Genomic DNA, 26196 nt, shown 5'->3' on the forward strand with positions numbered 1-26196 from the left:
TATAGTAGCCGTCAGCCGTCAGGCTGAATTGCGATGTGTTTGTTTACTGCTATTGTGGTAGATGCCATACGAGCCAAGCAAGCGTGACGCCTACGATGTAGGAGGCGTTTTAACGCCGAACATCTTTATTTTATTCACGGCTAAAGCCGTTCCTACGAATTTAAAAACTTTTACACAAAGAGAAGTGAATGAGGAAAGAACGAGAAGACAATAACATACCAAATTGTCGGAGTTTTCTCTAAAGCGGAGTTTTTCAAGTTAGTTGTCGCCTCAAGTTAAATTTTATGCCGCCCGCATTTCTTCTTTTTTCTCAGGGTTTAAATTTACTTCATTTATCATTGACCAGTCTCGTGACTTTCCTGACCAACGACTTGGGTTATTCAATTTAGCTGCGTCGTTTACCTGCTGACGCTTAGCTAATATTTCTTTATCTAAACCTGAATGACGTTGGTTTGGCGTCACAAATTTTATACCACTGTGTAGGTGCTCATTATTGTACCAATCAACGAACCCACTTACCCATTCTCTTGCTGCGCTTATATCTTCAAATGCCTTTTCTGGGTATTCTGGGCGATACTTTAACGTTTTAAATAACGACTCAGAGTATGGATTGTCATTACTTACTGACGGTCGACTAAATGATGGCACAATCCCTAACTCCTGTAATGTTGCCAGTAATGTCGCGCCTTTCATTGGGCTACCATTATCTGAGTGCAACGTGACTTGCTCGCGCTTTATTTGCTCCCGACTGCAAATATCCTTCATTAAATCTGCGGCTAATTCACTTAACTGTGTGTCGTAAACCTGCCAGCCAACAACCTTTCGACTAAAAATGTCCATCACTAAATATAAGTATAAAAATTGCCCTTTTACGCTCGTTGGTAAATAGGTGATATCCCAAGTGTATACTTCATTTGCACGCACTGCTTTCAATGCTCTTGGCTTTTTCATCGGCTTAGCTGGCTTTACTTTTTCTCTATGCGTTAATAAGTTATGTGCCTTCATGACACGATAAAACGAACTTTCAGACGCTATCCATATGCCCTTATCAAGCAGCTTAGGGACTATTTTACTGGCCGGTAAATGCCCATATTCGGCTGAATTAACCGTATTAATAATGCGCTGCCGCTCTAACTCTGTGAGACGGTTTGGCGGCTGTTTTTTCGTACTCGTCCGTTTGTCAGTCATATCGTCTGCTTCAATCCATCGCTGAACGGTTCTTAGTGTCAGTCCAAGTAACTCACATGCCTTTTCTTTCCTTGCCCCTGAAGCCTGTGCGTTTGTGATAAGCGTTATTAATTCATGTCGCTCAGTCGCTGTTGTTAATCGTCCTCGTTGAAACCCCAAAGTGCATCCGCTTTTTTTTTGAGCACAAGCAGAGCGGCAGTTTCAGCTAAGGCCTTATCTTTGCGATTCAGTTCTTTTTGCAGTTGCTTTATTTCTTGCTTAAGCTGTTTACTGTCTGACTTTACTGTTTTATTTGAAGGTGGTGTTACTAAGTCTTTCTTCCATTGCTGAATATGATGCGGATAAAGCCCTATATTACGGCAGTATTCATTTATGGCGGCTTCATCTAAACTTCCACACTCAATGACCGCGTTGAGCCTTTCTTCTAAACTCCAGTCTTGTGGTCGTTTTTCTGCTGTCATTTGGCTACCCGTCTGGTGTATTTCAAGTTGATGCTTTTTTGCCAGTGCTATCCAACGTTGTAACGTTGAATAACCGACACCTAAATCATCTGCAATATCTTCTAAGCGAACATCATCACATTGAGATAATGCTTTTTCAACAGCTTGAACTTTAAATTCTTGTGTAAATTGACGTCTCATTTTATTTGCCTCTGCTAAATGTTAGAGGCGACAACTATCCTGACACAGGGGGAAAGCGAAGCGTCTCTTGTCCTCTTTGTGACAATTTGGTTTTCTCTGTGTAGTGCGAAGCGCTTCTGTTTACTCTATGGTTCAAATATGTTTAAAGGCAAGCCATCAGCTTTCAGCTGTCAGTTTGGAGTCGAACGGTGTGGTTTGTGGGTTCTTTATTAATTTGCAGGCTTGGTGCTGAATGTAAGGCGCGCCAAGCAAGCGTAACGCCTACGGTGGATGTAGGCGTGAAATTTATTTCGCGCGAAAATAATTGCACAAAGAGAAGTGAATGAGGAAAGAACGAGAAGACAATAACATACCAAATTGTTTCTCTCTAAAACGAAGCGTCTCTTATCCTCTTTGTGAATATATAAAACCTAGCCCTTGTTTATATCTAAAATCGCTTTTAACGTGTGCTCTTTTTCAAGAATATCGCGATATAGAGCAAACTGGTTGCGGGCGCGCTCAAGGTTGTGGTTTGCATGTTTGGTGGCAAAGTAATTATCACCATCAATAAAGTCTGTTAAAAAGCGCAGGCCAATCATAAAGGTCATGACCTTGGTGCCTAACCAAAAGCTTTCTTTTTCGGCGTCGGTGATCACATCTTGTAGTGGCTCGACATAACCTTTAACGATGGCGGCAAAGATCTCTTCACGAACACGTACATTATTTAGATTGGTTGAATCTTCTTGCTCAGGTGAGCAGAAGGTGCGCACCATATCGCCAAAATCAAATAGCCAATAACCTGGCATACAGGTATCGAGGTCGATAACTGCTTTTGCATCATCTGACTGTGTGCAAAACAGCATGTTATTGATTTTTGTATCGTTATGGCATGGTCTTAAAGGAATGTTACCTTCAAGCTGTTTTAGCTCTTCAACAAGAGATTGCTGAGCTAAACAAAAGTCGATGTCGTCTTGGCAAAGTGCTACACGATTTACGGGATCTTTTTCGAGCACCTTTTTAAAGGCATCAAAGCGCATCGCTAAGTTATGAAAATCAGGGATCACATGATGTAGCTGTTCAGCCTGAAAATCTTGTAAAGCCAGTGCGAATTGGCCAAATGCATTGGCTGCAGTTTGTGCTTGCGAGATAGTTGCTACAACATCTTCACTATAACTGCCGCCAATAAATTCGAGTGCACGCCAAACACCTTGATCGCATTCAACTAAAAAGTCATTTTCGAGAGTTGGAATATGTCGAATAATTTCGAGGTTATATTCACCATTGCTAAGCTTTTCGCTTAGGTGTTGCTCAATTAGCCGTGCATTTTCAACTAGGTGCTCAGGATTAGGGAACACATCGGTATTTAATCTTTGCACAACTAAAGCGTTTTCTTCAGCTTTAAGCAACATGGTTGTGTTGATGTGGCCATTGCCAATTGGCTTTAACGTTACGTTATCTGTACCTAAGCCAAAGTGCTCAGAAAGATAAGTTGCAACAGGATTCGACTTCATTAATTTTCCATTACTTATTTTTTGCAAGAAGAGGCGAGGGCTAATCGTTTTGTTTTTGACGTAACTGACATAAAGTGTGTGCTATTGCATCCAATTCAGCTTTGTAGGTCACGCCATACCATGGCTCTTTTGCAGTATAAACGGTTACAGCTTGGCGGTTATCTTTAATCGCGAGTTGTATCTCATTGGGTAAATAGTACTCTTTAATGACACCGTTGTCAGTATTTTCTAAAAACTCAATAAAGCCTTTTTCTAAGTCTTTAAATAAACTAGGTGTTATTCCCCAAAAGCTCATTGAGCCAAGTGAATCTTGAGCTATTGCTAACCTTTCATCATGTGGGTTGTTACCCTTTAAAACATTATTTTCGAGTTTAATATCTAGGTACTCGACTACATCAGTCAAGTGCTGCTGGCTATTAACAGAGCATACACCACGGTTTACACCACCCTGTGCCGAAAGAGTGTCTTTTATCGGGTAACCTACCATGGCCCAGTTACTATGCTGTTTGAAGTGTTCGCTAAGAATAACAAAAGAAGACTCGCCATAATAATCATCGGCAGTAATGACAATAGCAGGGTTATTCACATAGGGTTTTGCGCAAAGTAAAGCATGGCCTGTGCCCCACGGCTTTTGGCGTTCAGCGGCTAAGTGTTCATAACCATTTGGCACAGCACTAATTGCTTGCTCAACTAGAATTACTTCAAGCGATTCAGGCAGGCGCGGTAAAACTGTTGCCTCAAACTCAGCACGAATTTTTTTATTTATGATGATCACCGCTTGGCTCACACCTGCTTTAACCGCATCCTGAATGCTCAGTTCCATGATGGTACAGCCCAGCCCGGGAATTTCGGCAATTTGTTTGTTTCCGCCAAAGCGGCTACCCAGCCCGCCGGCTAATACGATTAAAGTAAGAGAGTGTTGTGTCATCGTGCAAGTTAAATAAATAACAAAAGAAAAGTGTACCAGAAACAATCACGCAGGAGGAAGAGGAAGGGAGCTTTAAGCTTTAATTCATTAGTTTTGAGTTGAGCGGTGTTGTTTGTTGGTTCTGTATTAATTTGCAGGCTTGGTGCTAAATGCAAGACGCGCCAAGCAAGCGTGACGCCTACGGTTTGATGTAGGCGCGAAATTTATTTCGCGCGGAGAGCTTGATTGAACCACAGAGGGCATAGAGAGCACAGAGGAAGAGAAGGAGAGGCCAAACCTTTTTTAAATATTGTTTTCTCTGTGTAGCGCGAAGCGCCTCTATGTTCTCTGTGGTTCAATATGTTTTTGCACAAAGAGAAGTGAATGAGAAAAGAATGAGGAAACCACGAGATTATTTTTACTTCCTCTGAAGCGCAGCGTCTCATAGCCTCTTTGTGATAATTGCTTTAAACCATAAATTAGGCTTGCCAAGTAAGGGTGACACCTTCAATCGTTGTAACTTGTAACTTGTAACTTGTAACTTACCCCTCGTCTCTCAAACCTAATAGCTTCATATTTACGTAGGTGGTATATTCTCTTTGTGGTGATTAACCCTTTTAGGTAGAAGATTAATGGCAAAAGATAGATACGCGCCAAAGGCTGTTGGCGATATTATGGCGGGCTTGAGTGGTCGCTTAGCATCTTATGCTGGTAAAACCCAAGGCTTGTCTTCTCAACAAACTATTCTTGATGACTTTTTAGGTGAAACGCTTTCAAAAAAATGCCGAGTAAGTAATTACCGTGATGGTACTTTGATGATCGAAGCGGTTTCTGCACCGATTGCGCTGCGTTTAAATTATTTAAAAATGGATATGCTTTCTCATTTTCGTGCCGCAGGCATGATAGAGCTTGGGCAAATTAAAATTACCGCAAACCCACAGGCAACGCAGCGCTTATCAGCAACAAATAAGCCAGAGCAAAAGCCTGTTTCTAAACGTCAAATGAGCGAGCAAACTGCTGATTACCTCAGCGCCATCGCCGCAGACGCCCCGCCATCTTTAAAAGCAAAGTTAGAGCGCTTAGCCCTGCATGGGCGGAAGAAGTAAATAAAGCCGTCAGCTTTCAGTTGTCAATTTTGAGCCGAACGGTGTGGTTTGCGTGTTCTGTATTAATTTGTAGGCTTGGTGCTTAATTAAGATGCGCCAAGCAAGCGTGACGCCTACGTTTGATGTAGGCGTGAAATTTATTTCGCGCGGAAAAATATTTGCACAAAGAGAAGTGGATCACGAGCCGTCAGCTTTCAGCTTTCAGTTTGAAGCCGAATAGTCGCGTTTGTTGTAATGCATGTAGGAGATGTATGGACTCCTCCCCCAAATAGGGTGAGTACGGTATAAAGAGATTGGACAATTACTTTTACCAATAAGGAATCCATACATGTCAAAATTTAACCTAATTAGTATCGACTTGGCAAAAAATGTTTTTCAAGTCGGTAAGTTTCTTCATCAAAAACTACAAAGTAATAAAGCGGTGAGTAGAAAAGAACTATTGACCATACTCACTACATCACCTCGCTGTAAAGTTGTTATGGAATCATGCGGCGGTGCTCATTATTGGGCACGCAAAGCGCGTAGTGTTGGTCATGAAGTTGTGATTCTAGACCCTCGATTTGTCAAAGCATTTAGAGTTGGTCAGAAAACGGATGCAAATGATGTTATTGCAATAGCCGCCGCTTCTTTCTCACCTAATGTTCGCCCGTGTAAATCACTGACACAAGCACAGCAAAGTCTACAGTCGATAGAGCGAATGCGTGCGTTAGCTGAAAAGCAGAAACGGCAGTTGGCTAATCAAATCAGAGGTTTGTTACTTGAATTTGGGATTATAATCAAGCAATCAGAATGCGCGTTTAGGCAAGCTATCCCTGAGATTTTAGAAGATAGCGATAATGGGTTAACCTTTGGTTTAAAGCAGTGTATAGCTCAGTGCTATGAATTATTTAAAGCCCAATCAACATTAAAAGAAACATTAAATGAGTTGCTGACAGGTTTAGTAAAACAAGACGAGCAATGTGAACGCTTACTGGCGCTTGAGGGTGTCGGGCCTATCACAGCGGTTGATTTATTAATAAGCTTAAGTGACACAGCCCATTTTACGAGTGGACGTAATGCGGCAGCCAATGTTGGTGTCACCCCGCGCCAGCACTCAAGTGGTGGAAAAGTACGAATAGGTCATATAGCCAAATACCGTGGCGAGATAACATTACGGAGCCACTTGTTTCTCGGAGCCAGAGCAGTCATCAGTCAGCTAAAGCATCGCGAGCCAAAAACGAAAAAAGAACAATGGCTCAAAGCATTAGTTGAAAGACGCGGTGTGAAGTGCGCCGCCATTGCGTTAGCAAATAAAACAGTTAGGACAGCGTATGCCATGCTGAAAAAGGGCACGAGTTATGAACCAATGCTACTGGCAAATTAATATTTAGCCTTCGATAACAGAAACAACAGTATTGACCAAGAACCTGCGTTAAGCGGTTAGACCCACCCTTGATAGCCTGTAAAGTACCTGGCGTGTTAAAACACCGAGTAGGAGAAGAGGCACAAGGGCGCGAATACATCAAAGGGCCGAGGTAGCTCCTCATTATGAGCCCGCATATAAGCACGCAGTCTGACAAAATTAACGAAGGGTATTGTGCAATAGGAGGAGTCCATATAAGGGTATTGTGCAATAGGAGGAGTCCATATAAGGGTATTGTGCAATAGGAGGAGTCCATATAAGGTACTTTAGTGCCGAAGTGTTTCGGAGTTTTTCAAGTTAGTTGTCGCCTCAAGTTAAATTTTATGCCGCCCGCATTTCTTCTTTTTTCTCAGGGTTTAAATTTACTTCATTTATCATTGACCAGTCTCGTGACTTTCCTGACCAACGACTTGGGTTATTCAATTTAGCTGCGTCGTTTACCTGCTGACGCTTAGCTAATATTTCTTTATCTAAACCTGAATGACGTTGGTTTGGCGTCACAAATTTTATACCACTGTGTAGGTGCTCATTATTGTACCAATCAACGAACCCACTTACCCATTCTCTTGCTGCGCTTATATCTTCAAATGCCTTTTCTGGGTATTCTGGGCGATACTTTAACGTTTTAAATAACGACTCAGAGTATGGATTGTCATTACTTACTGACGGTCGACTAAATGATGGCACAATCCCTAACTCCTGTAATGTTGCCAGTAATGTCGCGCCTTTCATTGGGCTACCATTATCTGAGTGCAACGTGACTTGCTCGCGCTTTATTTGCTCCCGACTGCAAATATCCTTCATTAAATCTGCGGCTAATTCACTTAACTGTGTGTCGTAAACCTGCCAGCCAACAACCTTTCGACTAAAAATGTCCATCACTAAATATAAGTATAAAAATTGCCCTTTTACGCTCGTTGGTAAATAGGTGATATCCCAAGTGTATACTTCATTTGCACGCACTGCTTTCAATGCTCTTGGCTTTTTCATCGGCTTAGCTGGCTTTACTTTTTCTCTATGCGTTAATAAGTTATGTGCCTTCATGACACGATAAAACGAACTTTCAGACGCTATCCATATGCCCTTATCAAGCAGCTTAGGGACTATTTTACTGGCCGGTAAATGCCCATATTCGGCTGAATTAACCGTATTAATAATGCGCTGCCGCTCTAACTCTGTGAGACGGTTTGGCGGCTGTTTTTTCGTACTCGTCCGTTTGTCAGTCATATCGTCTGCTTCAATCCATCGCTGAACGGTTCTTAGTGTCAGTCCAAGTAACTCACATGCCTTTTCTTTCCTTGCCCCTGAAGCCTGTGCGTTTGTGATAAGCGTTATTAATTCATGTCGCTCAGTCGCTGTTGTTAATCGTCCTCGTTGAAACCCCAAAGTGCATCCGCTTTTTTTTTGAGCACAAGCAGAGCGGCAGTTTCAGCTAAGGCCTTATCTTTGCGATTCAGTTCTTTTTGCAGTTGCTTTATTTCTTGCTTAAGCTGTTTACTGTCTGACTTTACTGTTTTATTTGAAGGTGGTGTTACTAAGTCTTTCTTCCATTGCTGAATATGATGCGGATAAAGCCCTATATTACGGCAGTATTCATTTATGGCGGCTTCATCTAAACTTCCACACTCAATGACCGCGTTGAGCCTTTCTTCTAAACTCCAGTCTTGTGGTCGTTTTTCTGCTGTCATTTGGCTACCCGTCTGGTGTATTTCAAGTTGATGCTTTTTTGCCAGTGCTATCCAACGTTGTAACGTTGAATAACCGACACCTAAATCATCTGCAATATCTTCTAAGCGAACATCATCACATTGAGATAATGCTTTTTCAACAGCTTGAACTTTAAATTCTTGTGTAAATTGACGTCTCATTTTATTTGCCTCTGCTAAATGTTAGAGGCGACAACTATCCTGACACAGGGGGACAGATACTCACAAAGAGGATAAGAGGCGCTGCACTTTAGAGGAAAAACTACAAAATCTTATGGTCTTTCTCATTCTCTTCTCATTGTCTTCTCTTTGTGTAAAAAATAGTGAACCACAGAGAACACCGAGACGCTTCGCGTTACATAGAGAAAACATAATTTAAAATAATAATCACAAAGAGGATAAGAGGCGCTGCGCTTTAGAGGAAAGTAACTAATAGTTTTATTGGCTTACTCATTCACTTCTCATTGTCTTCTCTTTGTGCAAAAAATAGTGAACCACAGAGAACACCGAGACGCTTCGCGTTACATAGAGAAAACATAATTTAAAATAATAATCACAAAGAGGATAAGAGGCGCTGCGCTTTAGAGGAAAAACTACAAAATCTTATGGTCTTTCTTATTCTTTTCTCATTGTCTTCTCTTTGTGAAAAAAATAGTGAACCACAGAAAAAACAGTAAATTACGCGCGGTAAACCCGCTGCTACGAATTTGGCGTTAAAACGCCTCCTACAACTCGTATCTCTTTCCTCGAAACTCGTACCTCTCCCCTTTACTCTTTCTAACTCGCTAACTTTTTCTATCTGATAGCTGACGGCTGAAAGCTGATGGCTTTAGTTTACGATCAAAAAAGCCGCGGTGATGGGCGTACCGCGGCTTTGCATAACTTTAAAATTAGTTTGCTAATTTACTACCAGCTTCTCATCTTATGGCCTTTTAAGGCATAGAATAAAATGAATACATAACTTGGGATCATGACAATATATGCACCTTGTGCGCCAAGGCCAGCAACATTGCCTAAACCAATTAACAATGGGCCGAGTGCACCACCGGCAATACCCATAATAAGTAAGCCTGATGCAGTGCCTGTTAAGCGACCTAAACCAGCTAAAGCCAGTGGCCAAATAGCAGGCCAAACCATTGCATTAGCAAAGCCTAATAACGCAATGCACAAAAGAGGGTCCGGTAACTCAGGGCCACCAAATGGCACTAATAATAAGTTTGAAATAATGAATGAATCATTGCTGCCAAGTACCACTAGCAACACGGTAATAATACCAGCAATACCCGACATTAATAACGCTGTTTGTTGGCTCATAAAGCGCGGAATAGTCAAAATACCAATTGCGTAACCAATCAACATACACGCCATAGTATAAGAGGTCATGACTGAGTAGTCGGCAACGCCAATCTGTAATGCGTAAGAACCAATTGTGTCTGCCGCAATAACTTCAACAGCAACGTATAGTGCAATACCAACAACACCTAAAACCAAGTGTGGGTGTGCAAGCGTTTCTTTAATTTCACCTTTACCGTTTGATGTTTTGTCTTCATCAAAAACTAAATCAGGTAATGGAGCAAATTTAGCAAATGCGGCAAATAACATGATTAAAGCTGCAATCAATACATAGGGCATGATAAGGCTATTAGCCATAATATCTTTTTGTTCTTGCGATAGTTTACCTGCGCCATCTACAACACCGCTTACTACCACTGCAGCAAAAATCACCGGCACGATCACGCCTGCAAATTTGTTTAATAAGCCCATAATACAAACACGCACGGCGGCTGATTTCTCAGAGCCCATTTTAACCACATATGGGTTAACTGCGGTTTGAAGCACGGTTTGCCCAACACCAATCATTAGCTGCGCGAACAAGAAAATCTCGATCATTTGCAGTTTTGCAGCGGGAATATACATCAGCGCCGATAAAGCCATAATCGCACAGCCAATCGCCATGCCATTCTTATAACCAACACGTTTGATCAGCATCGCCGATGGGATGCCGGCAACTGTTACTGCAATATAAAAAGAAGAGATGATAAACGAAGCTTGTAACGGCGAAAGCTCAAGCATTTGCTGCAAAAATGGTGTGATTGCACCATTAAGCCACGTTATACACCCTAAGATAAAAAACATTGAGCCGGCCAATACCATTGGCAGCCAGATGCTTTGTTTTGTGTTGTTGTCACACTCAACCGTTGCTTCCATAATTGTTCTCTTAGTTTAATTATTTTTATTTGGTTGGAGATTATAGCTAGATAAAGCTGTTTAATTTCCATACCAATCACAAAAATTTAATCATACACTAACAAAAATGACAGCGCTATCATTTTGCGTTCATATAAGTGCAAAAAAGCCGCAGCTAATTGCTTAGCTGCGGCTTAAATTTAGAAATAACAATTATTTACCAATCGCTTCTTTTGCGAACAAATGTTTTATTGGACCAAGGTTATCAACAAGGCTTAAACCAACTCCACGTACAAGTTTTTTCAGTGGGTTAGCCCCTGCAAATAACTCTTTTAAGCCTTGCATCATGGCAATGTGTTTTTGTGCATCAAGCTTGCGAGTACGTTCATAATCACGCAGTGTGCGCGCGCTTGCAAACTCACCTTGCTCATTACTTAAAAGCTCAATTAAATAAGCGGCGTCTTTTAGGCCAAGATTCATACCTAAACCAGCTAATGGATGAATGGTATGCGCTGCATCGCCCATTAATACCACTTTGCCAGACACCCACTGCTGGGCGTAACGCATTTTAAGTGGAAATGCCATGCGCTCACTTTGCACTTCACATAAACCACATTGACCATCAAGGGCTGCCATTACTGCTTTATTAAAGTTGCTATCATCAAGCGCTAAGAGTGTCTCGCAGTGCTCTGGACTTGTTGACCATACAATTGAATGCGTGTGTTTGTCTGGTAACGGTAAGAACGCCAGCGGCCCTGTTGGCAAAAATACTTGGCGTGCCGTGTTGTTATGCTCATCAGACGTTTTAACCGTAGCAACAATGGCGTGATGGTCGTAATCTTTAAAAGTAATTGGCATATTGAACTGCTTGCGAATAGCCGAGTTGGCACCATCAGCCGCCACTAATAATTTAGCAATCACAGGCTCGCCGCTTTCAAGCGTAATAAATACATCAGAATCAGTTTGATGAATTTGCTGATAACGGGTTTCGAACAATAAAGCGGCATTACTTTGCTTTTCAAGTTCGCTAATTAAAGCGTAGCGAATAATATCATTTTCAACGATATGACCTAGCTGTGGTAAGTCGAGATCGTTATGATCAAAATGAATTTTACCAAAGCTGTCTTGGTCACGTACATCCATCGACGTATAAGGTGTGGCACGCTGTTTAATGATCTCTTGCCAAGCATTCAAAGACTCAAATAAGCCCTGACTGGCAAGACTCAATGCGCTTACTCGAAGTGCATAATCATCACCCGGTAAGGTTTGATTTTTACTTGCATCAACAACCACAACACTGATATCTGCTTTTGCTAAACCAAGTGCTAGCGTAAGACCAACACAACCACCACCAACAATACAAACTTGTGCTTGTTTCATATCCGTTTACCTTGCTTAACCTGACCCATAAGCTGTTTTGCCAGCGGGGTTTTTAACGAGGAGAATAAATCCATTGAGAAAAGGCCAATGCTGCGACCAAGTGCGAGCAATCGTGATGAGTTTGAGAACAAACGCACTAGGCTGTCTGTGAGTGTCATCACGGTAGTAATGTCCTTGCTACGCGTTTGACTGTAATAACGGGTAAAAGCGTAATCACCAAGGTCGCTTCTATTAGCCATATCACACAATAGTTGTACATCTCGCAGGCCTAAATTAAAGCCCTGCCCTGCAATTGGGTGAATAGCGTGGCCTGCATTCCCTATTAATACCGTGCGATGACTGCTAAGTGACTCTGCTTTACCGTAAACCAGAGGGTAGCTTGCACGCATGCCTACTTTGCTAAATGAACCGCCACAATAACCAAATGCTTTTTGTAAAGCAGCTAAAAAAGCATCGTCTTCAAGTGTCATATAGTGCTCAACTTGCTCAGGCTCCATGCACCATACTAGTGAGTATCTGTTATTACTCATTGGCAACAGTGCCATTGGGCCGTATTCCGTAAAACGCTCAAAAGCATGATGATGATGACCACCAGCCACTTCGATGTTGGCAATAATTGCCGCTTGCTGATAAGCGCGGGTATTAAACTCAATATTGGCCAACTTACGGCTTTGTGAATGAGCACCATCAGCAATCACCACAAGCTTTGCACTTAACTGCTCACCTGAGCTCAGCGTGATGTTGGCACAGTTGCTCAGGTATTCAAGTTTGGCGACTGTATCAGGGCAAAATAAACGGACATCAGTTCGCATGAGTTGCTGATGAAGACTACGCCCAAATGGATTCACTTCGACCACATAGCCAAGGGCATCATGGCCGTATTCTTGGCAATCAATATGTGTTTTACCAAAATGACCACGATCAGATACGGTTACTTTTTCAATCGCTGCCGCAAATGGCGCTTGGCAATCAAAGGCATTGATTGATTTTAAGTATTGCACCGACTGCTGAGCCAGCGCAATGCTTCTATCATCAAAGCTTGGGTGATAGTCCGCGCTTACTTCATTTGCTTCAATTACAGCGATTGATAACTGCTTATTGCTCTGTTTTAGGCCCAGTGCACAACTTGCACCCGCCATTCCACCGCCGATAATGACAACATCAAACTGCTTTGCCACGCTTGCTCCTAGCCTTTGTTTGCTTGCATCACTGCTTCAATGTCACTAATGGTTTTTGGAACCAAAATGGTCAGGTTTTCATGGCCATCTTGCGTGACAAGTAAGTTATCTTCAATACGAATACCAATGCCTTTATATTGCTCTGGTGCTTTTGCATCTTCGCTAATATATAAACCAGGTTCGATGGTTAGCACCATGCCCGGCTCAAATACACGCTCTTTTTCATCAAGCTTATATTCGCCAACATCGTGAACGTCTAACCCTAACCAGTGGCCAAGTCCATGCATGTAAAAGGCTTTGCACGCTTGGTTAGCCATTAGTTCATCAAGCTCGCCCGTTAGAATGCCTAAATCAATGAGCCCTTGCGTAAGTACCGTCGAGGCCAATTCATTGGCTTTAGATAAGCTACCACCCGGTTTTACTTGGCTAAATGCCGCCTCTTGGGCTGCTAATACAATATTGTAAAGCGCTGCTTGAGGTTCGCTAAATTTGCCATTGATTGGGAAAGTGCGTGTAATATCTGCCGCATAACCTTCAAGTTCACAGCCAGAATCAATTAACACTAAATCACCATCTTTTAGTTCAGCGTCATTTTGTGTGTAGTGCAAAATATTGGCGTTGTCACCACTGCCCACAATCGTGCCATAAGCAGGATGACGAGCACCATTCATTGCATAATGATGATGCAGTTCAGCTTCTAATTGGTATTCAGTTGCGCCTGGTTTGGCAAACTGCATAGCGCGAATATGACCTTGCGCACTAATTTCGCAGGCTTTGCGCATAATGTTTAATTCTGCGTCAGATTTAAATAAACGCATTTCGTGCACTAAACCACGAATATCTTTAATGGTGTGCGGGGCTTTGTAGCCTTTTTTAGGTGCGCCGCGAAGTGTGCTTAATAAATCCCAGATCTTTGCATCGAAGTTTGGGTAAGTGCCTTGTGCATAAAATAAAATCTGCTGGCCGTTCACCAAATCTAATAATTGTTCATCTAGTTCAGTAAGTGGGCTAGTTGCGTCGAATAAGTACTCAGATTTAGCCTTTTCGAAGCCTATTCTGCGACCATGCCAAGTTTCAGCCAGTTTGTCTTTGTTACGGCAAATAAGAGTACTTGGCGTATCGCTCGACGGACACAATACTAAAACTGCATCCGGTTCGTTAAACCCTGTTAGGTAGAAGAAATCACTGTCTTGGCGAAATGCATACTCAGTATCACGACTACGTGTTACTTCTCCTGCAGCAGGAATAATAGCCACACTGTTTTTATCCATCATCGCAAGCAGACGCTCACGACGGGCTTTAAATTCAGCTTTATCGATTACAATAGACGACATGCTAAACCTCTGTAATTTGATTAGTGAAGGGTCTTCTTAGGATTTTTGTCTGTAGGCTCTTTACCTAGCTCAGCAAAACATAACAACGCAGAAACACGCACATATTCAATCACCTCGTGCAGTGCTTGGCTATCTTCTTCGGTCTCTTCAAACATGGTGTCTAAGCGGGTAATTTCACTAAAATCGCTAATTACTTCTTTCACATCAGCTGATAACTTGCCGTAATCTTTTTGTTTTAACCCAAAACCAAGCATAAAACCCGATACCCAAGATACTAATCCATTAGCTAAATCGATCAGTGTTTCATCATCGCTTGGTAAGAATAGATCAAACTGAAATTCTTCATCACTAAAGCTGGCCACAACCTGAGAATAAACGTCAGCAAAAAATGCTTTTAAATCTTTATTGAAGGCTAAGCCATCGTTGAATACATCACTTAGTAAACCTAAGTATTCTTCGGCTTCAATATTGATGCCACAGGCTAATAAACCACTGATCACACCATGGGCTTCGGCTGGTGCGACGAAAATTTCATTTTTTTCTAATAACAATTGGGCTTGTTGGTAATCAGGTAACGTGCTCATAACTTTTTCTTTGTTCGGCTAAGTAACGCCATGCTACCACTCGATAAATCGCAACTCCAATTAATTGTATGATTGAGGTCAAAAAGCAATCTGAAAAGTAAATAAGCAGTTAAAGGTGGGGAAAAACTACGCGAACGATCCGCTTTTTTTACTTCTATGGTTTAAGGATTGAAACTTGTCTTATATACTGAAGGTGTTCCCTAGGGTGTAGGAGCTTGGTTAAGTCCCTGAGCCGATAAATTTTATGTTAGGGTTTCTGTTCGTTTACTATTGTGCAAGCTCGGCATGTACCGAGAAGCCTACGGTAGACCGCAGATCCCCGCCCTGAAACCTCAAGGTTTCAGGACTGACACCGGGCACCGCATACTTGGGGAACACCATCAAGCTATCAGCTATCAGCTATCAGCTATCAGCTATCAGCTATCAGCTATCAGCTATCAGCTATCAGCTATCAGCTATCAGCTATCAGCTATCAGCTATCAGCTATCAGCTATCGAAAATCTTCCATGTAGTTTTTCTTTTATACAAGAACTTATTACTCTTATTCGCGCGAATTCGCGCGAAATAAATTTCACGCCTACGGTATCGGGATTAGCCATAGCAATGTGCGGGCACAATCTAACTTTACCCTTTCCCCTCGCTAACTTGCTAACTTTACTCTTTCCCCTCGCTAACTTTATTCTTTTAAAACAAAAAACGCGGGATAAATCCGCCGCCACTCGTTACCTGTAGCAGCGGGTTTACCCCGCGTCCTAGAACCTAGCTCCTAGCGCCTAATATCAACCAAGCGCTAACTGTTAACTTCGAGCTCTACTTAAACCACCCTTGAAAACGCTCCATCAATAGATAATTAACCGGCACTAATAGCAAGGTGATAAGCGTTGCAAAGATAATCCCAAAACCAAGACTTACCGCCATTGGTATAAGAAATTGTGCTTGCGTAGCTTTTTCAAATAACAGCGGCATTAAACCAATAAAAGTGGTTAGACTGGTTAGCATAACTGGGCGAAAACGAGCTGCACCGGCAAGCTTAACGGTTTCAAGTAAATCACCGCCTTCTTCACGTTTCTTATTGATAAAATCAACCAGTACCAGTGAGTCATTCACAACCACGCCTATCAAGGCCAACATGCCAAGTAAACTCATAATGGTCAGATCCATTCCCATTATCCAGTGACCCATTACGGCACCTATCATGCCAAACGGTATAACGCTCATTACAATCAATGGCTGCATATATGATTTAAACGGAATCGCTAATAACGCATAAATAATAAAAAATACAAACACTAGGCCCCAAGCCAGTGAACCAAATGATTCACGCTGTTCTTTGGCTTCACCTTCTAGTGAATAATCAACTCCAGGATATTGCTGCATTAGCTCGTCTAAGTAAGTTTTTAGATCTGCTTGCAGCACCGTCATATTGGTATTTGATTTTTCGACATCCGCAGTCACATTCAGTGTGCGATAGCGGTCAATACGATAAATAGATGATGGGCTTTGGCCCGGTACTAGAGTTGCCACATGCGAGAGCGGCACAGTCCCACCAGCAGGAGTTTTAATTAGAATGTCTTTCAAATCAGCAACAGAACGACGCTCTTCAATAGGTAAACGCACCATAACCCGCACATCATCGCGCCCACGTTGTATGCGCTGAACTTGCGCACCGAAGAACGAATTACGTACTTGCTGCGATACATCAACACGGTTTAAACCTAATGCTAAACCTTGCTCTGTCAGCTCTATTTGCAACTCCTCTTTACCGTCTGACATGCTATCAGCAATTTCGAAGACGGTTGGATAAGTCGATAATCGTTCTTTCACTCTTTCGGCTACTGCTTCAAGCATTTCAATTGAGCTACCATTTAGCTGTACATCAATTGGGCTCGATGTTCGGCCAAACTCAGCACGGAACGTTACACTTTCTGCACCCGGTATAATGCCAATTAAGTCTCGCCATTCACTAGCAAGTTCACGAGAGCCAATATCTGATTCTCGCTTTTCAGCTGGCATAATCTCAAATCTAACACTGCCCGTATTTGACGAGCCACCACGCCCCCCCGTAGTTGCCAAAATATTTAAAATTACACTTTGACCGTCTTCATCACGATATTTATCTTGTAACTCTTTTGCCTTGTCTGACATTTTGATTACATATTTATTCGTTACTTCAAACGGTGTACCTGCGGGAAAAGTAACAGATGCACGCACGGTTTCACTTGGAATTCGAGGGAAAAAAGTAAACTTCGTCCAACCACTTGTTATTAAAGTCATAATAATTATAAAAATACCGACAAATAAGCTCACAGTGGCTACTTTATTCTTTAAGGCTAAATTCAATAATGGTTGGTAATATTTCATTATTGCGTGTTCAAAACCGTCGGCAAAGCGCTGCTGAAGGCGTTCAAGTTTGGTCGGTTCACCCTTCTCGTGGCGCAGCTTTAAATACTTTAAGTGTGCAGGTAAAACAAACTTTGACTCGATTAATGAGAATAGTAAAACCGGAATAACCACGACAGGGATTTGTGCAAAGATAGCGCCTCGCGCACCTTCAATAAAAGCTAAAGGTAAAAAGGCTGCAACGGTTGTCAACACACCAAAGGTCACAGGAGTTGCTACTTCCTGAGTACCACGAATAGCCGCTTGTTCACCACTTTCTGCCGTTTTTAAGTGGGTATAAACGTTTTCACCTGTAACAATGGCATCATCTACAACAATACCTAACACTAAAATAAAACCAAATAAGCTGATTACATTGAGTGTTATACCAAAGATAGGCATTATCAAAAATGCGCCCATAAACGATACAGGTATGCCAATAAATACCCAAAAAGCAATAGCTGGACGTAGGAATAGAGTTAATAGCGCTAGCACTAAAATTCCGCCCTGAATTGCGTTACTTGTGAGAGTAGCTATGCGGCTTTTTACAACTTCGGAGTCATCGTCCCAATAACTTAACTCAAACCCTTCTGGAAGTTGACTTTGATGATCTGTAATAAAGTTTTTTACAGCATCAGCTACTTCAATCGCACTTTGTGGACCAATACGGTATACATCAATAAAAGCTGCCTGTTTACCATTAAAACGAGTACGAACGGGTGTTTCTTCAAAATCATCACTAATACGGGCAATATCACCTAAACGGATAATAGTGCCATCGGCTTGGTTCTTAACCACTATATTAGCAAATTCATCTTTACGGTATGCTTGCCCTTTAGAGCGAATAAGTACATCACCGCCCTCTGTTTTTAAATTACCAGCAGAAACGTCTGTGCTTGAGTTCTTAATAGCTGAAGAAATATCCGCTAAACTCAAATCATATTGCCGCAAAGTATCTTGACTCACCTCTATGGCTATTTCGTAATTACGAACTCCGCTTAACTCAACTTGAGTTACACTTGGCAAACGCAAAAGCTCATCACGTACAGTTTCAGCGTATTCAAGTGTTTCTTTTTCACCATAAATACTTGAAACAGATACTGCGATAACTTCGCGCTTCCATTCGGCAAGCGAAACTATCGGCTTTTCCGCATCAACCGGAAAGGTGTTAATCGCATCTACTCGACTTTTAATATCAGCCAATAGCTCCCTTGGGTCATAACCTGTCTCGACCTCTATACTTACTGATGAAGAGCCTTCTGATGAACGACTCGTGATCCGCTTTACCCCTTCAAGATCTTGAACAGCTTCCTCAATGCGAATAGAGACCCCTTTTTCTACATCCTCAGGCGTCGAGCCACGAAGTGATACACTGACACTAATGCGATCTGACTCAAACGATGGAAATACCTCAAGCGGGATTTGTGTCGAAACGCTAAATAAACCGGCTAATAAAATGCTGATCAGCAATAAGTTTGCTGCAACATGATTCTTTGTAAACCAAGCAATCATTATTGCGCTCCTTGCTCTTTAGGTTGCTCTTGATTATTAAGACGCTTAGCTTTCCCCCTCGTAGCTTGATACTCTTCGCTTCCCATCACAGTCACTTGCGTACCTGAGCTAACTTGTCCAAGCGGTGTAATAACTAAATTATCACCTGCAGACAGGCCATCAGCTATAACAGCTTGATTAGCATTTTGCCAAGCAAGTGAAATATTTTTACGACGTAAAACACCTTGCTCTTCAACATAAACATAAGTGCCTTGGTAAATCGCACTATTTGGGATCACAATGGCATTATCAATCGTCTTACCGGTGATCTGCGCTTTGATATATTGACCAATTTTGATTGGATATTGATTTATAGATGTTGCTTTATAAGGGTCATTAATTTGTGCAACCACATAAAGCTGCTGAGCGTTTTCGTCAATGGCACCTTCGGTGCGAACAACTTGACCTTGCCAATGCTGTTTACCAACAAGGTCTGAGCTGAATTTAACTAATGAACCCGCACTATTTTTAGCGCCGTCACGAAACTGCTCAGGTAAGTTAATAAACGGCAAGTCTTTATTTTTGATTGGTAAGCGGATCTCAACACGGTCAATCGCATAAATGCTCGCTAGTTCCATGTTGTTACTCACAACTTGGCCTAAGTCTACACTGCGACTTAAAACACGACCTGCGTAAGGTGCTGTAATTTTTGTACGCTCTAAGTCGAGTTTAGCTTTTTCAAGGGTGGCTTGAGCCGATAATACACTCGCTTCAGCTGCAGCTAATTGTGGTTTACGCAACACTAAGCTACTAGCTTCTTCGCCCTTACCTAAGCGCTGCCAGTCAGTTTCAGCTTGGCGACCGCGAGCTTGTTCTTCAAGTAAGCCTTGCTCTGCGGTTAATAAAGCAGCTTGGGCTGACTTCACTTCGGCGCGGTGATCTCTATCGTCTAGCTGCAACAACACATCGCCTTTTTCAAAAAAACCACCTTCACGAAATTGTTCACTAATTTCTATAATTTGTCCGGAGGCCTGAGCAACTAACAAACTTTGCGTACGCGGCTTTACCGTTCCAAAACTATCTATCATCACTTGATAGGATTCTGGCGTCAGCGTTTTAACAGCAACATTTACTTTCGCTTTCGGTGGTGAAGAAAAGCGGTTTGCTTGTGGTGGGTTGCCTTTAATAAACATGACGAGCAGTACCGTCACAGCTATAACTACAAGTGGGATTAATATTTTACGTGTCTTACTATTCATGATTATTGCTCTTCTACTTCGCTGTTTGCTGCACTAAAGTCACCACCAAGGGCAATGTGTAAGTTAATTCGATTTTTAATAAGCTGATTTTTAAGCTCGATGACCGAACTCTGCGCGTTGAAAGAACGATCTTGCGCATCTAGAACGGTGGTATATGTTACTAAGCCACTTTGATATTGCTCAAAGGATAAGCGCTCAGCGGCAACCGCATTTTCTTGGGCTTCTAAGGTTTTTTCATAACGAACTTTTAAAGCTTGTTCTTGGCTAATTGCAGTTTCAACATTATTAAATGCATCATAGAGTGTGGCAAGGTAAGCTTGCTCTTGACGTTTAACGGTAAGCCTTGCTTGTTCTTCATTAGCTTGTAAACGCCCCCCTTCAAAGAGCGGCATTGAAATGCTACCAATCAGCGACCAAGCTAAGCTAGAAGGCGAAAATAAATCACTTACTCTATTGGTGCTGTCACTGATTGATGCTGAAAGATTTAAACTCGGAAAACGCTGTTTATGCGCATAAGCAAGCCCTGCGTCTGTGCTTAAAAGCTGATACCAGCTCGCCATTAGCGCTGGTTTGCGGGTGATGAGCTCTGAAGGCAAGCCCAACGGAATAGTGTTATCAAGTAATGGCAAATCTGCACTGACAGTTAATGCGCCTGCAGGGTATTGACCTGTTAAACGCTCTAAATCACGAATCGATTGAGTTAGCTTGGCTTGCTGCGCGGCAATATTCGAGCGCTCAGTATTTAACTCATTACGCGCAAGATATACATCAAGCGCTTCATTTAAACCTTGGCGGTATCCTGATTCAATAATATCTAAATTTTTCTCGGCGTTTTGTTCTCGTTGCTTAAACAACTCAAGCAATTTGTGATTAGTAATAACATCAAACCAACCAGCTACTACATCAGCCACTAATTGTTGTTTGCTTTGCGCAAATATGGCTTTTTCTGCTAAATACTCAAGGTTTGCCTGTCTTTCTGAGGCCGATAATTTTCCCCATAAATCAACTTCGTAGCTTAATTCTAGCGATGCTGAGCTGGCATTACTGTAACTGACAGGGCGATTATCTTTACTGCGGCTAGCACGTGTTGATAAATCTAGGCTTGGCCATAAATCAGCCCCTGCAGCAATAAGCTGCTGCTCTTTAATTGCCACATCAAAACCAGCTTGTAAAATTGCTTGGTTATGCGCCAATGCTTGCTCAACTAAATTAAAAACTTGAGGATCGTGTAATTGCTGCAACCAGTTATCTTGAACTGCAAGCACCTTGTCGTCTGCGGGAAGCTGCTGCCATGCACTCGGCACCGACTCAAGTTCAGCAACTCGTTCATTGTGAGCCGGCTGGCTTGCACATGCACTTAGCAAAATTACACTTAAAGCCAAAAAACTCGGCTTATATTGCCAATTCATTCTAAAAACCTGAAAACATCTATTTATGAGTGTAATTCAAGCACCACGTTAAGTTTTGCTCAACTGACTTTACATAACATTACACTGCCTGGCATGTGGCTACGATGAACGGTAGGAAAATGGAGGTAAGTTGCAAACTATCAGCTATCAGCTATCAGCTATCAGCTATCAGCTATCAGCTATCAGCTATCAGCTATCAGCTATCAGAACTTTGATCTAGCTTCTCTCTTTTACAAGAGTTTATTATCGTGTAATAAATTTACATATACGGGTGAGCATTTATCTGAAACTGAGTGTAGGCACTTTTCAATCTGACTTCTAACCACTGATATCTAATAACTCTTTTTTCGGCGTTAAAACGCCTCCTTCAACTCGTATCTCGGGCCTCGAAACTCGTACCTTTACTCTTTCTAACTCGCTAACTTTTTCACCTGATAGCTGACGGCTGAAAGCTGATAGCTCTAAATTTCACGCCTACGGGATGTAAAATCGTGATTTGGAGGGGCCAAAAACAAAAAAACCTCGCAATTGCGAGGCTTTAAATCAATGGTGCCCAGAGGCGGAATCGAACCACCGACACGAGGATTTTCAATCCTCTGCTCTACCGACTGAGCTATCTGGGCTAAGTTCCTGACTGCAATTTGCTGCCTAGGATAATAAATGGTGCCGACTATCCGAGTTGAACGGATGACCTACTGATTACAAGTCAGTTGCTCTACCAACTGAGCTAAGTCGGCACACTAAACCTGTGTGCGTTGTGCACTTAATCACATTGTGATTATAAATAATGGTGCCCAGAGGCGGAATCGAACCACCGACACGAGGATTTTCAATCCTCTGCTCTACCGACTGAGCTATCTGGGCAAAACAATTAGCTAAATGCTAACTATTAAAATAAATGGTGCCGACTATCCGAGTTGAACGGATGACCTACTGATTACAAGTCAGTTGCTCTACCAACTGAGCTAAGTCGGCACACTAAAATCGTGTGCGTTGTGCACTATAATCACTTTAAAAGAGATTATCAAATAATGGTGCCCAGAGGCGGAATCGAACCACCGACACGAGGATTTTCAATCCTCTGCTCTACCGACTGAGCTATCTGGGCAAAACAATTAGCTAAATGCTAACTATTAAAATAAATGGTGCCGACTATCCGAGTTGAACGGATGACCTACTGATTACAAGTCAGTTGCTCTACCAACTGAGCTAAGTCGGCACACTAAATTTGTGTGCTATGCACTATACTGATGTTTTAATCAAAAATTAAACACCAATATATTTAATAATGGTGCCCAGAGGCGGAATCGAACCACCGACACGAGGATTTTCAATCCTCTGCTCTACCGACTGAGCTATCTGGGCAATATTTAGTTTTATGCAGAATATCCACAAGGATTTTCAATGCAATTCCAAACGGCTCTAATACCGAGCTATTTTGGCACTAAATTTTAAACGCACTTTTAATCAACAAAACTGGTTGTCGCTGTCTGGGCGTGCGGCGTATTAAACGGGTTTTGCCCTCTCAAGTCAACTTTTTTTTGAGGATTCTAACTGTTTGCACAGTTTTCAATCAAGATTGCTGTTTTTAATAGCTTTTAGCTTATTTAATCTACAAACTTAGCGCTTTTGAGTTGACCCTCATCATAAAAGGGTTACCTATGTTAAAAACGTGGTGAATTTTTCTTCGTAGATGATAGGATTATCTAATAATCAAGAATATGCTCAATGTTGCTGTTTAATTGTTGGACTAATGCCATGCCAAGTAAATCGAATTCACCTGTTAAAGGCCTCTTACCGCTTTTTATAATCACGAACCTTGTCATCGCCTTGCTAGCGGTTGTTGCTTATTCCTTTTATCCAACTAGTAATAAACCACAAAAGATAGATAAACCTCAATTAACAGCTCAGCAACTATCAGCTCAACTCACTTCTCCACTTGTCAGCGCATTAACTATGCCAGGTCAAGACAAAGTAAAAGAAGTTTTAGACTTAGCACACCTCCTTCAGGCTAACTTTGATTATTACTTGTATAGATACGAATTCAATGGTGACGTTTCACTGGTTTACGCTAATAACAAAAAGCTCATAACGCCAAGTAAAGTAAACCAACAACTAGAACAAAACTCACTCATTCACACTGTACTTGAACTTAATGACCAACCTGTCGGTGAACTTATAGTAAAACAACATCCATCTGAGCAGCCTGTTACACAATCAACAGGGGTTTCACTCGCCCTTGCAGCCATGACTCTTCTTGCATTAATTATTTTATCCTTCGCACTGAGCATTTTTATCAATAAACGTTTTAGTAAAAGCAGTAGCGCTTTGAGTCAAGAGTTAAAAGCAATTACCGAAAATGCAGATTATCAGACCCACGTAACTGAAGAATTGGATTTTGGATTAAACTCTGTAGCTAGACACATCAACTTGCTTCTAAATAAAGTTCAGTCAGCTATAACAGAAAACAAAGCTTCTCAGGCTGATTTACAAAAACTACAAAGCAGCCTTGAAAATGAAGTACACAAGCGAACCCTTGCTCTTGAGCAAGCAACCCTAAAAGCCGAGCAGGCAAACGAAACTAAAACTACTTTCTTGGCGACCATGAGCCATGAGATTCGCACCCCTATGAACGGGGTTATCGGAACAATTGATTTACTGCGCCAAACAGAGCTAGATGGTGCACAGCACAGACTAAGCACAATTATTCGTGATTCTGCATTTTCATTATTAGGAATATTAGATGACATTCTCGATTTCTCGAAAATTGAAGCGGGTAAATTAAACATCGATAACATTCCTTTTTCTGTGTCAGACACCATTGAAGAAGTCGCTCGTGTTTTATCATCGGTTGCTAAAAAGCGTGATCTTGAATTAGAACTTGCTATTGCCCCTGATATTCCTACGAACTTGATTGGTGATACAGTGCGAGTTCGCCAAGTTCTTTATAACTTATGTAGTAATGCGATTAAGTTCACCTCAACAGACGACAAACGTAAAGGACACGTCAAGATTTCGGTAGAGGTGGCACAAAACACCACTGACCACTACACCCTGCGTTTTAGTGTATTAGACAACGGTAAGGGTATGACGCAAGCACAGCTTCGCGAGATCTTTAACCCATTCATTCAAGCTGAAGGCTCAATCACCCGTGAATACGGTGGTACGGGCTTAGGTTTATCTATTTGCAAAAGCTTAACTGAGCTAATGCTAGGAACTATTTCTGTATCTAGTGACCTAGGAATAGGCAGTGAGTTTGTTGTCGAATTACCTTTTAGTACACAAGGTAAAGTTGAATATGCTCATAAGCAGGTAATGAAAAACCAACGCGTAGTGGTTGTAACTAACCATGATGGTCGTAAAAAGATACTTACTCGTTATCTATCATTTATGGGAGCAACTCCTGTTATCGCTGACAACAGCGATATAATCGAAGTAGAACAGGATAAAAAAGATATTATTTGGATCCTCGATGGTATCGAGAGCATGGAAGATATTAACTATATCTTGCGCCGCTTACTCTACACCCTAGAAGATAATAAACAACAAGTTATAGTTCTAAGTAAACTGGACGAAGCCGCCGTTAATCATAAAAATATTTTCTACCTAAACGCAGCACCGCTATGCAAGTCCAACTTTATGATGTCGCTACTTGTGGCAGCTGGTTTACATAAACCAAAACAAATAACTTCAAAAAAATCACTTAACGACTACTTAAGTGTTGATAAAGCCCGCGAAGAAAATAAGCTAGTATTACTTGTTGAAGATAACGTGCTAAATCAACAAGTGTTAACCGATCAACTACACCTGCTAGGCTATGGTGTTGAGCTGGCTGAAAATGGTGAAAAAGGCCTTGAAGCATGGCGTGAAGGAAAACACTCAATTATTCTGACCGACTTACATATGCCAAAAATGTCTGGTTACGATATGGTTGAAATAATTCGTAATGAAGCGTCACAGCTTGAAGATATCAATGCACAACCTTACGTGATTGCCATCACAGCTAATGCTCTTAAAGGTGAAAAAGAGCGCTGTTTGAGCATAGGTATGAACGATTACATCACTAAGCCAGTTGAATTAAATGTACTAGAAGCCACATTACACAAATGCGCTTACAAAACGAACCCTGAGGCTACTAAGCTCGAAGTGAAAAGACCGGCAGCACCAATCGATATGAATGTATTGGCTGATTATGTTGGTACTGACGAGAACAAAAAACTACGCTTCTTTAAAATGTACTTAGAGCAAAGCTACCAGCTAAGTAAGGAAGTCAACAGTGGTGTCATTGAGCAGGATCTAGAGGCCATTATATCAGCCTGTCATCAGCTCAAGTCTATTTCAAAAACGATTGGCGCAATGAAAGTTGCAGAACTAGCTGCTGTATTTGAACAACGCTGTAAAGAAGATGAACTTTCTAGCGATGACTTAATTGAACTGCGTGACAGCTATGAAATTGAATATTCCAAAGTAGCGCAGTATTTAAAAGAACAAATAAAAAAAGCAGAGCAAGATACTGAATAACACCTATCAAAAAAGGGCCATAACGGCCCTTTTT

15 protein-coding genes, 7 tRNA genes and 1 other RNA gene are annotated in these 26196 nt (G+C 41.7%); 4 read left to right on the forward strand and 19 right to left on the reverse strand.

Going from position 1 to position 26196, the window contains the following annotated elements; all coding sequences use genetic code 11:
• Window positions 1-282 precede the first annotated feature (282 nt).
• The 3 genes from J8Z25_RS12300 to J8Z25_RS12310 all read right to left on the reverse strand — a co-directional run bounded on the left by J8Z25_RS12300 (window position 283) and on the right by J8Z25_RS12310 (window position 4247).
• Window positions 283-1829, reverse strand: a protein-coding gene (locus J8Z25_RS12300) for an IS3 family transposase (RefSeq protein ID WP_250661090.1) whose coding sequence is annotated in 2 segments (ribosomal slippage) — window positions 283-1349 and window positions 1349-1829 — 1548 coding nt in all. Because the reading frame shifts where the segments join, the coding sequence is not laid out codon by codon here.
• A gap of 410 nt (window positions 1830-2239) precedes the next feature.
• Window positions 2240-3319 (reverse strand): phosphotransferase enzyme family protein, encoded by a 1080-nt coding sequence (locus tag J8Z25_RS12305; protein ID WP_250661130.1) that lies wholly within the window; start codon window positions 3317-3319, stop codon window positions 2240-2242.
• A 40-nt stretch (window positions 3320-3359) separates the two neighbouring features.
• Window positions 3360-4247: an NTP transferase domain-containing protein gene (locus J8Z25_RS12310; protein WP_250661131.1), complete on the reverse strand. Its 888-nt coding sequence runs from the start codon at window positions 4245-4247 to the stop codon at window positions 3360-3362.
• 611 nt (window positions 4248-4858) lie between these two features.
• On the opposite strand from J8Z25_RS12310, the gene J8Z25_RS12315 reads away from it, so the two are divergent.
• Together J8Z25_RS12315 and J8Z25_RS12320 are read left to right on the forward strand one after the other, a co-directional pair.
• Window positions 4859-5332, forward strand: coding sequence for a DciA family protein (locus J8Z25_RS12315; protein WP_250661132.1), 474 nt, complete (start codon window positions 4859-4861; stop codon window positions 5330-5332).
• Between the two features lie 328 nt (window positions 5333-5660).
• The gene (locus J8Z25_RS12320; RefSeq protein ID WP_250661133.1) at window positions 5661-6695 is read left to right on the forward strand and encodes an IS110 family RNA-guided transposase; all 1035 of its coding nucleotides are present in this window, start codon (window positions 5661-5663) and stop codon (window positions 6693-6695) included.
• 360 nt (window positions 6696-7055) lie between these two features.
• Here J8Z25_RS12320 and J8Z25_RS12325 read toward each other — a convergent pair.
• From J8Z25_RS12325 to J8Z25_RS12350, 6 genes are all read right to left on the reverse strand, one after another.
• Window positions 7056-8602, reverse strand: a protein-coding gene (locus J8Z25_RS12325; RefSeq protein WP_250661090.1) for an IS3 family transposase whose coding sequence is annotated in 2 segments (ribosomal slippage) — window positions 7056-8122 and window positions 8122-8602 — 1548 coding nt in all. Because the reading frame shifts where the segments join, the coding sequence is not laid out codon by codon here.
• A 744-nt stretch (window positions 8603-9346) separates the two neighbouring features.
• A complete protein-coding gene (gene nagP, locus J8Z25_RS12330) occupies window positions 9347-10648 on the reverse strand; it encodes an N-acetylglucosamine MFS transporter NagP (RefSeq protein ID WP_130050849.1) in 1302 nt (433 codons plus the stop codon).
• A 192-nt stretch (window positions 10649-10840) separates the two neighbouring features.
• On the reverse strand, window positions 10841-12007 hold the full coding sequence (locus J8Z25_RS12335) for an FAD-dependent monooxygenase (protein ID WP_250661134.1): 1167 nt from the start codon (window positions 12005-12007) through the stop codon (window positions 10841-10843).
• Entirely contained in the window at window positions 12004-13185 is a 1182-nt protein-coding gene (ubiH, locus tag J8Z25_RS12340; RefSeq protein WP_167658125.1) for a 2-octaprenyl-6-methoxyphenyl hydroxylase, read from the reverse strand. Before ubiH ends, J8Z25_RS12335 begins: the two co-directional genes overlap by 4 nt.
• Window positions 13186-13193: 8 nt before the next feature.
• On the reverse strand, window positions 13194-14519 hold the full coding sequence (pepP, locus tag J8Z25_RS12345) for a Xaa-Pro aminopeptidase (protein ID WP_250661135.1): 1326 nt from the start codon (window positions 14517-14519) through the stop codon (window positions 13194-13196).
• 20 nt (window positions 14520-14539) lie between these two features.
• On the reverse strand, window positions 14540-15103 hold the full coding sequence (locus tag J8Z25_RS12350) for a UPF0149 family protein (protein WP_130050845.1): 564 nt from the start codon (window positions 15101-15103) through the stop codon (window positions 14540-14542).
• A gap of 194 nt (window positions 15104-15297) precedes the next feature.
• Here J8Z25_RS12350 and ssrS point away from each other — a divergent pair.
• Window positions 15298-15481, forward strand: a non-coding RNA gene (gene ssrS, locus J8Z25_RS12355) — 6S RNA.
• Window positions 15482-15913: 432 nt separating this feature from the next.
• Here the strand turns inward: ssrS and J8Z25_RS12360 are convergent.
• From J8Z25_RS12360 to J8Z25_RS12405, 10 genes are all read right to left on the reverse strand, one after another.
• On the reverse strand, window positions 15914-18994 hold the full coding sequence (locus J8Z25_RS12360; protein ID WP_239976760.1) for an efflux RND transporter permease subunit: 3081 nt from the start codon (window positions 18992-18994) through the stop codon (window positions 15914-15916).
• Window positions 18994-20232 (reverse strand): efflux RND transporter periplasmic adaptor subunit, encoded by a 1239-nt coding sequence (locus tag J8Z25_RS12365; protein WP_239976761.1) that lies wholly within the window; start codon window positions 20230-20232, stop codon window positions 18994-18996. The genes J8Z25_RS12360 and J8Z25_RS12365 overlap by 1 nt, the downstream gene beginning before the upstream one ends.
• Before the next feature lie 2 nt (window positions 20233-20234).
• Window positions 20235-21641 (reverse strand): efflux transporter outer membrane subunit, encoded by a 1407-nt coding sequence (locus J8Z25_RS12370; protein ID WP_250661136.1) that lies wholly within the window; start codon window positions 21639-21641, stop codon window positions 20235-20237.
• Between the two features lie 547 nt (window positions 21642-22188).
• A tRNA-Phe gene (locus tag J8Z25_RS12375) sits at window positions 22189-22264 on the reverse strand.
• Window positions 22265-22302: 38 nt separating this feature from the next.
• Window positions 22303-22378, reverse strand: a tRNA-Thr gene (locus J8Z25_RS12380).
• A gap of 51 nt (window positions 22379-22429) precedes the next feature.
• Window positions 22430-22505, reverse strand: a tRNA-Phe gene (locus tag J8Z25_RS12385).
• 35 nt (window positions 22506-22540) lie between these two features.
• A tRNA-Thr gene (locus J8Z25_RS12390) sits at window positions 22541-22616 on the reverse strand.
• A 57-nt stretch (window positions 22617-22673) separates the two neighbouring features.
• A tRNA-Phe gene (locus J8Z25_RS12395) sits at window positions 22674-22749 on the reverse strand.
• Between the two features lie 35 nt (window positions 22750-22784).
• Window positions 22785-22860 (reverse strand) — tRNA-Thr (locus tag J8Z25_RS12400).
• A gap of 70 nt (window positions 22861-22930) precedes the next feature.
• Window positions 22931-23006: transfer RNA gene (locus J8Z25_RS12405), tRNA-Phe, on the reverse strand.
• A 393-nt stretch (window positions 23007-23399) separates the two neighbouring features.
• Between J8Z25_RS12405 and J8Z25_RS12410 the strand changes: the two genes are divergently transcribed.
• On the forward strand, window positions 23400-26162 hold the full coding sequence (locus tag J8Z25_RS12410) for a hybrid sensor histidine kinase/response regulator (protein WP_250661137.1): 2763 nt from the start codon (window positions 23400-23402) through the stop codon (window positions 26160-26162).
• The last annotated feature ends 34 nt before the right edge of the window (window positions 26163-26196 follow it).

This window comes from Pseudoalteromonas sp. SCSIO 43101, assembly GCF_023650775.1.
In the GTDB taxonomy this organism is placed as follows: domain Bacteria; phylum Pseudomonadota; class Gammaproteobacteria; order Enterobacterales; family Alteromonadaceae; genus Pseudoalteromonas; species Pseudoalteromonas apostichopi.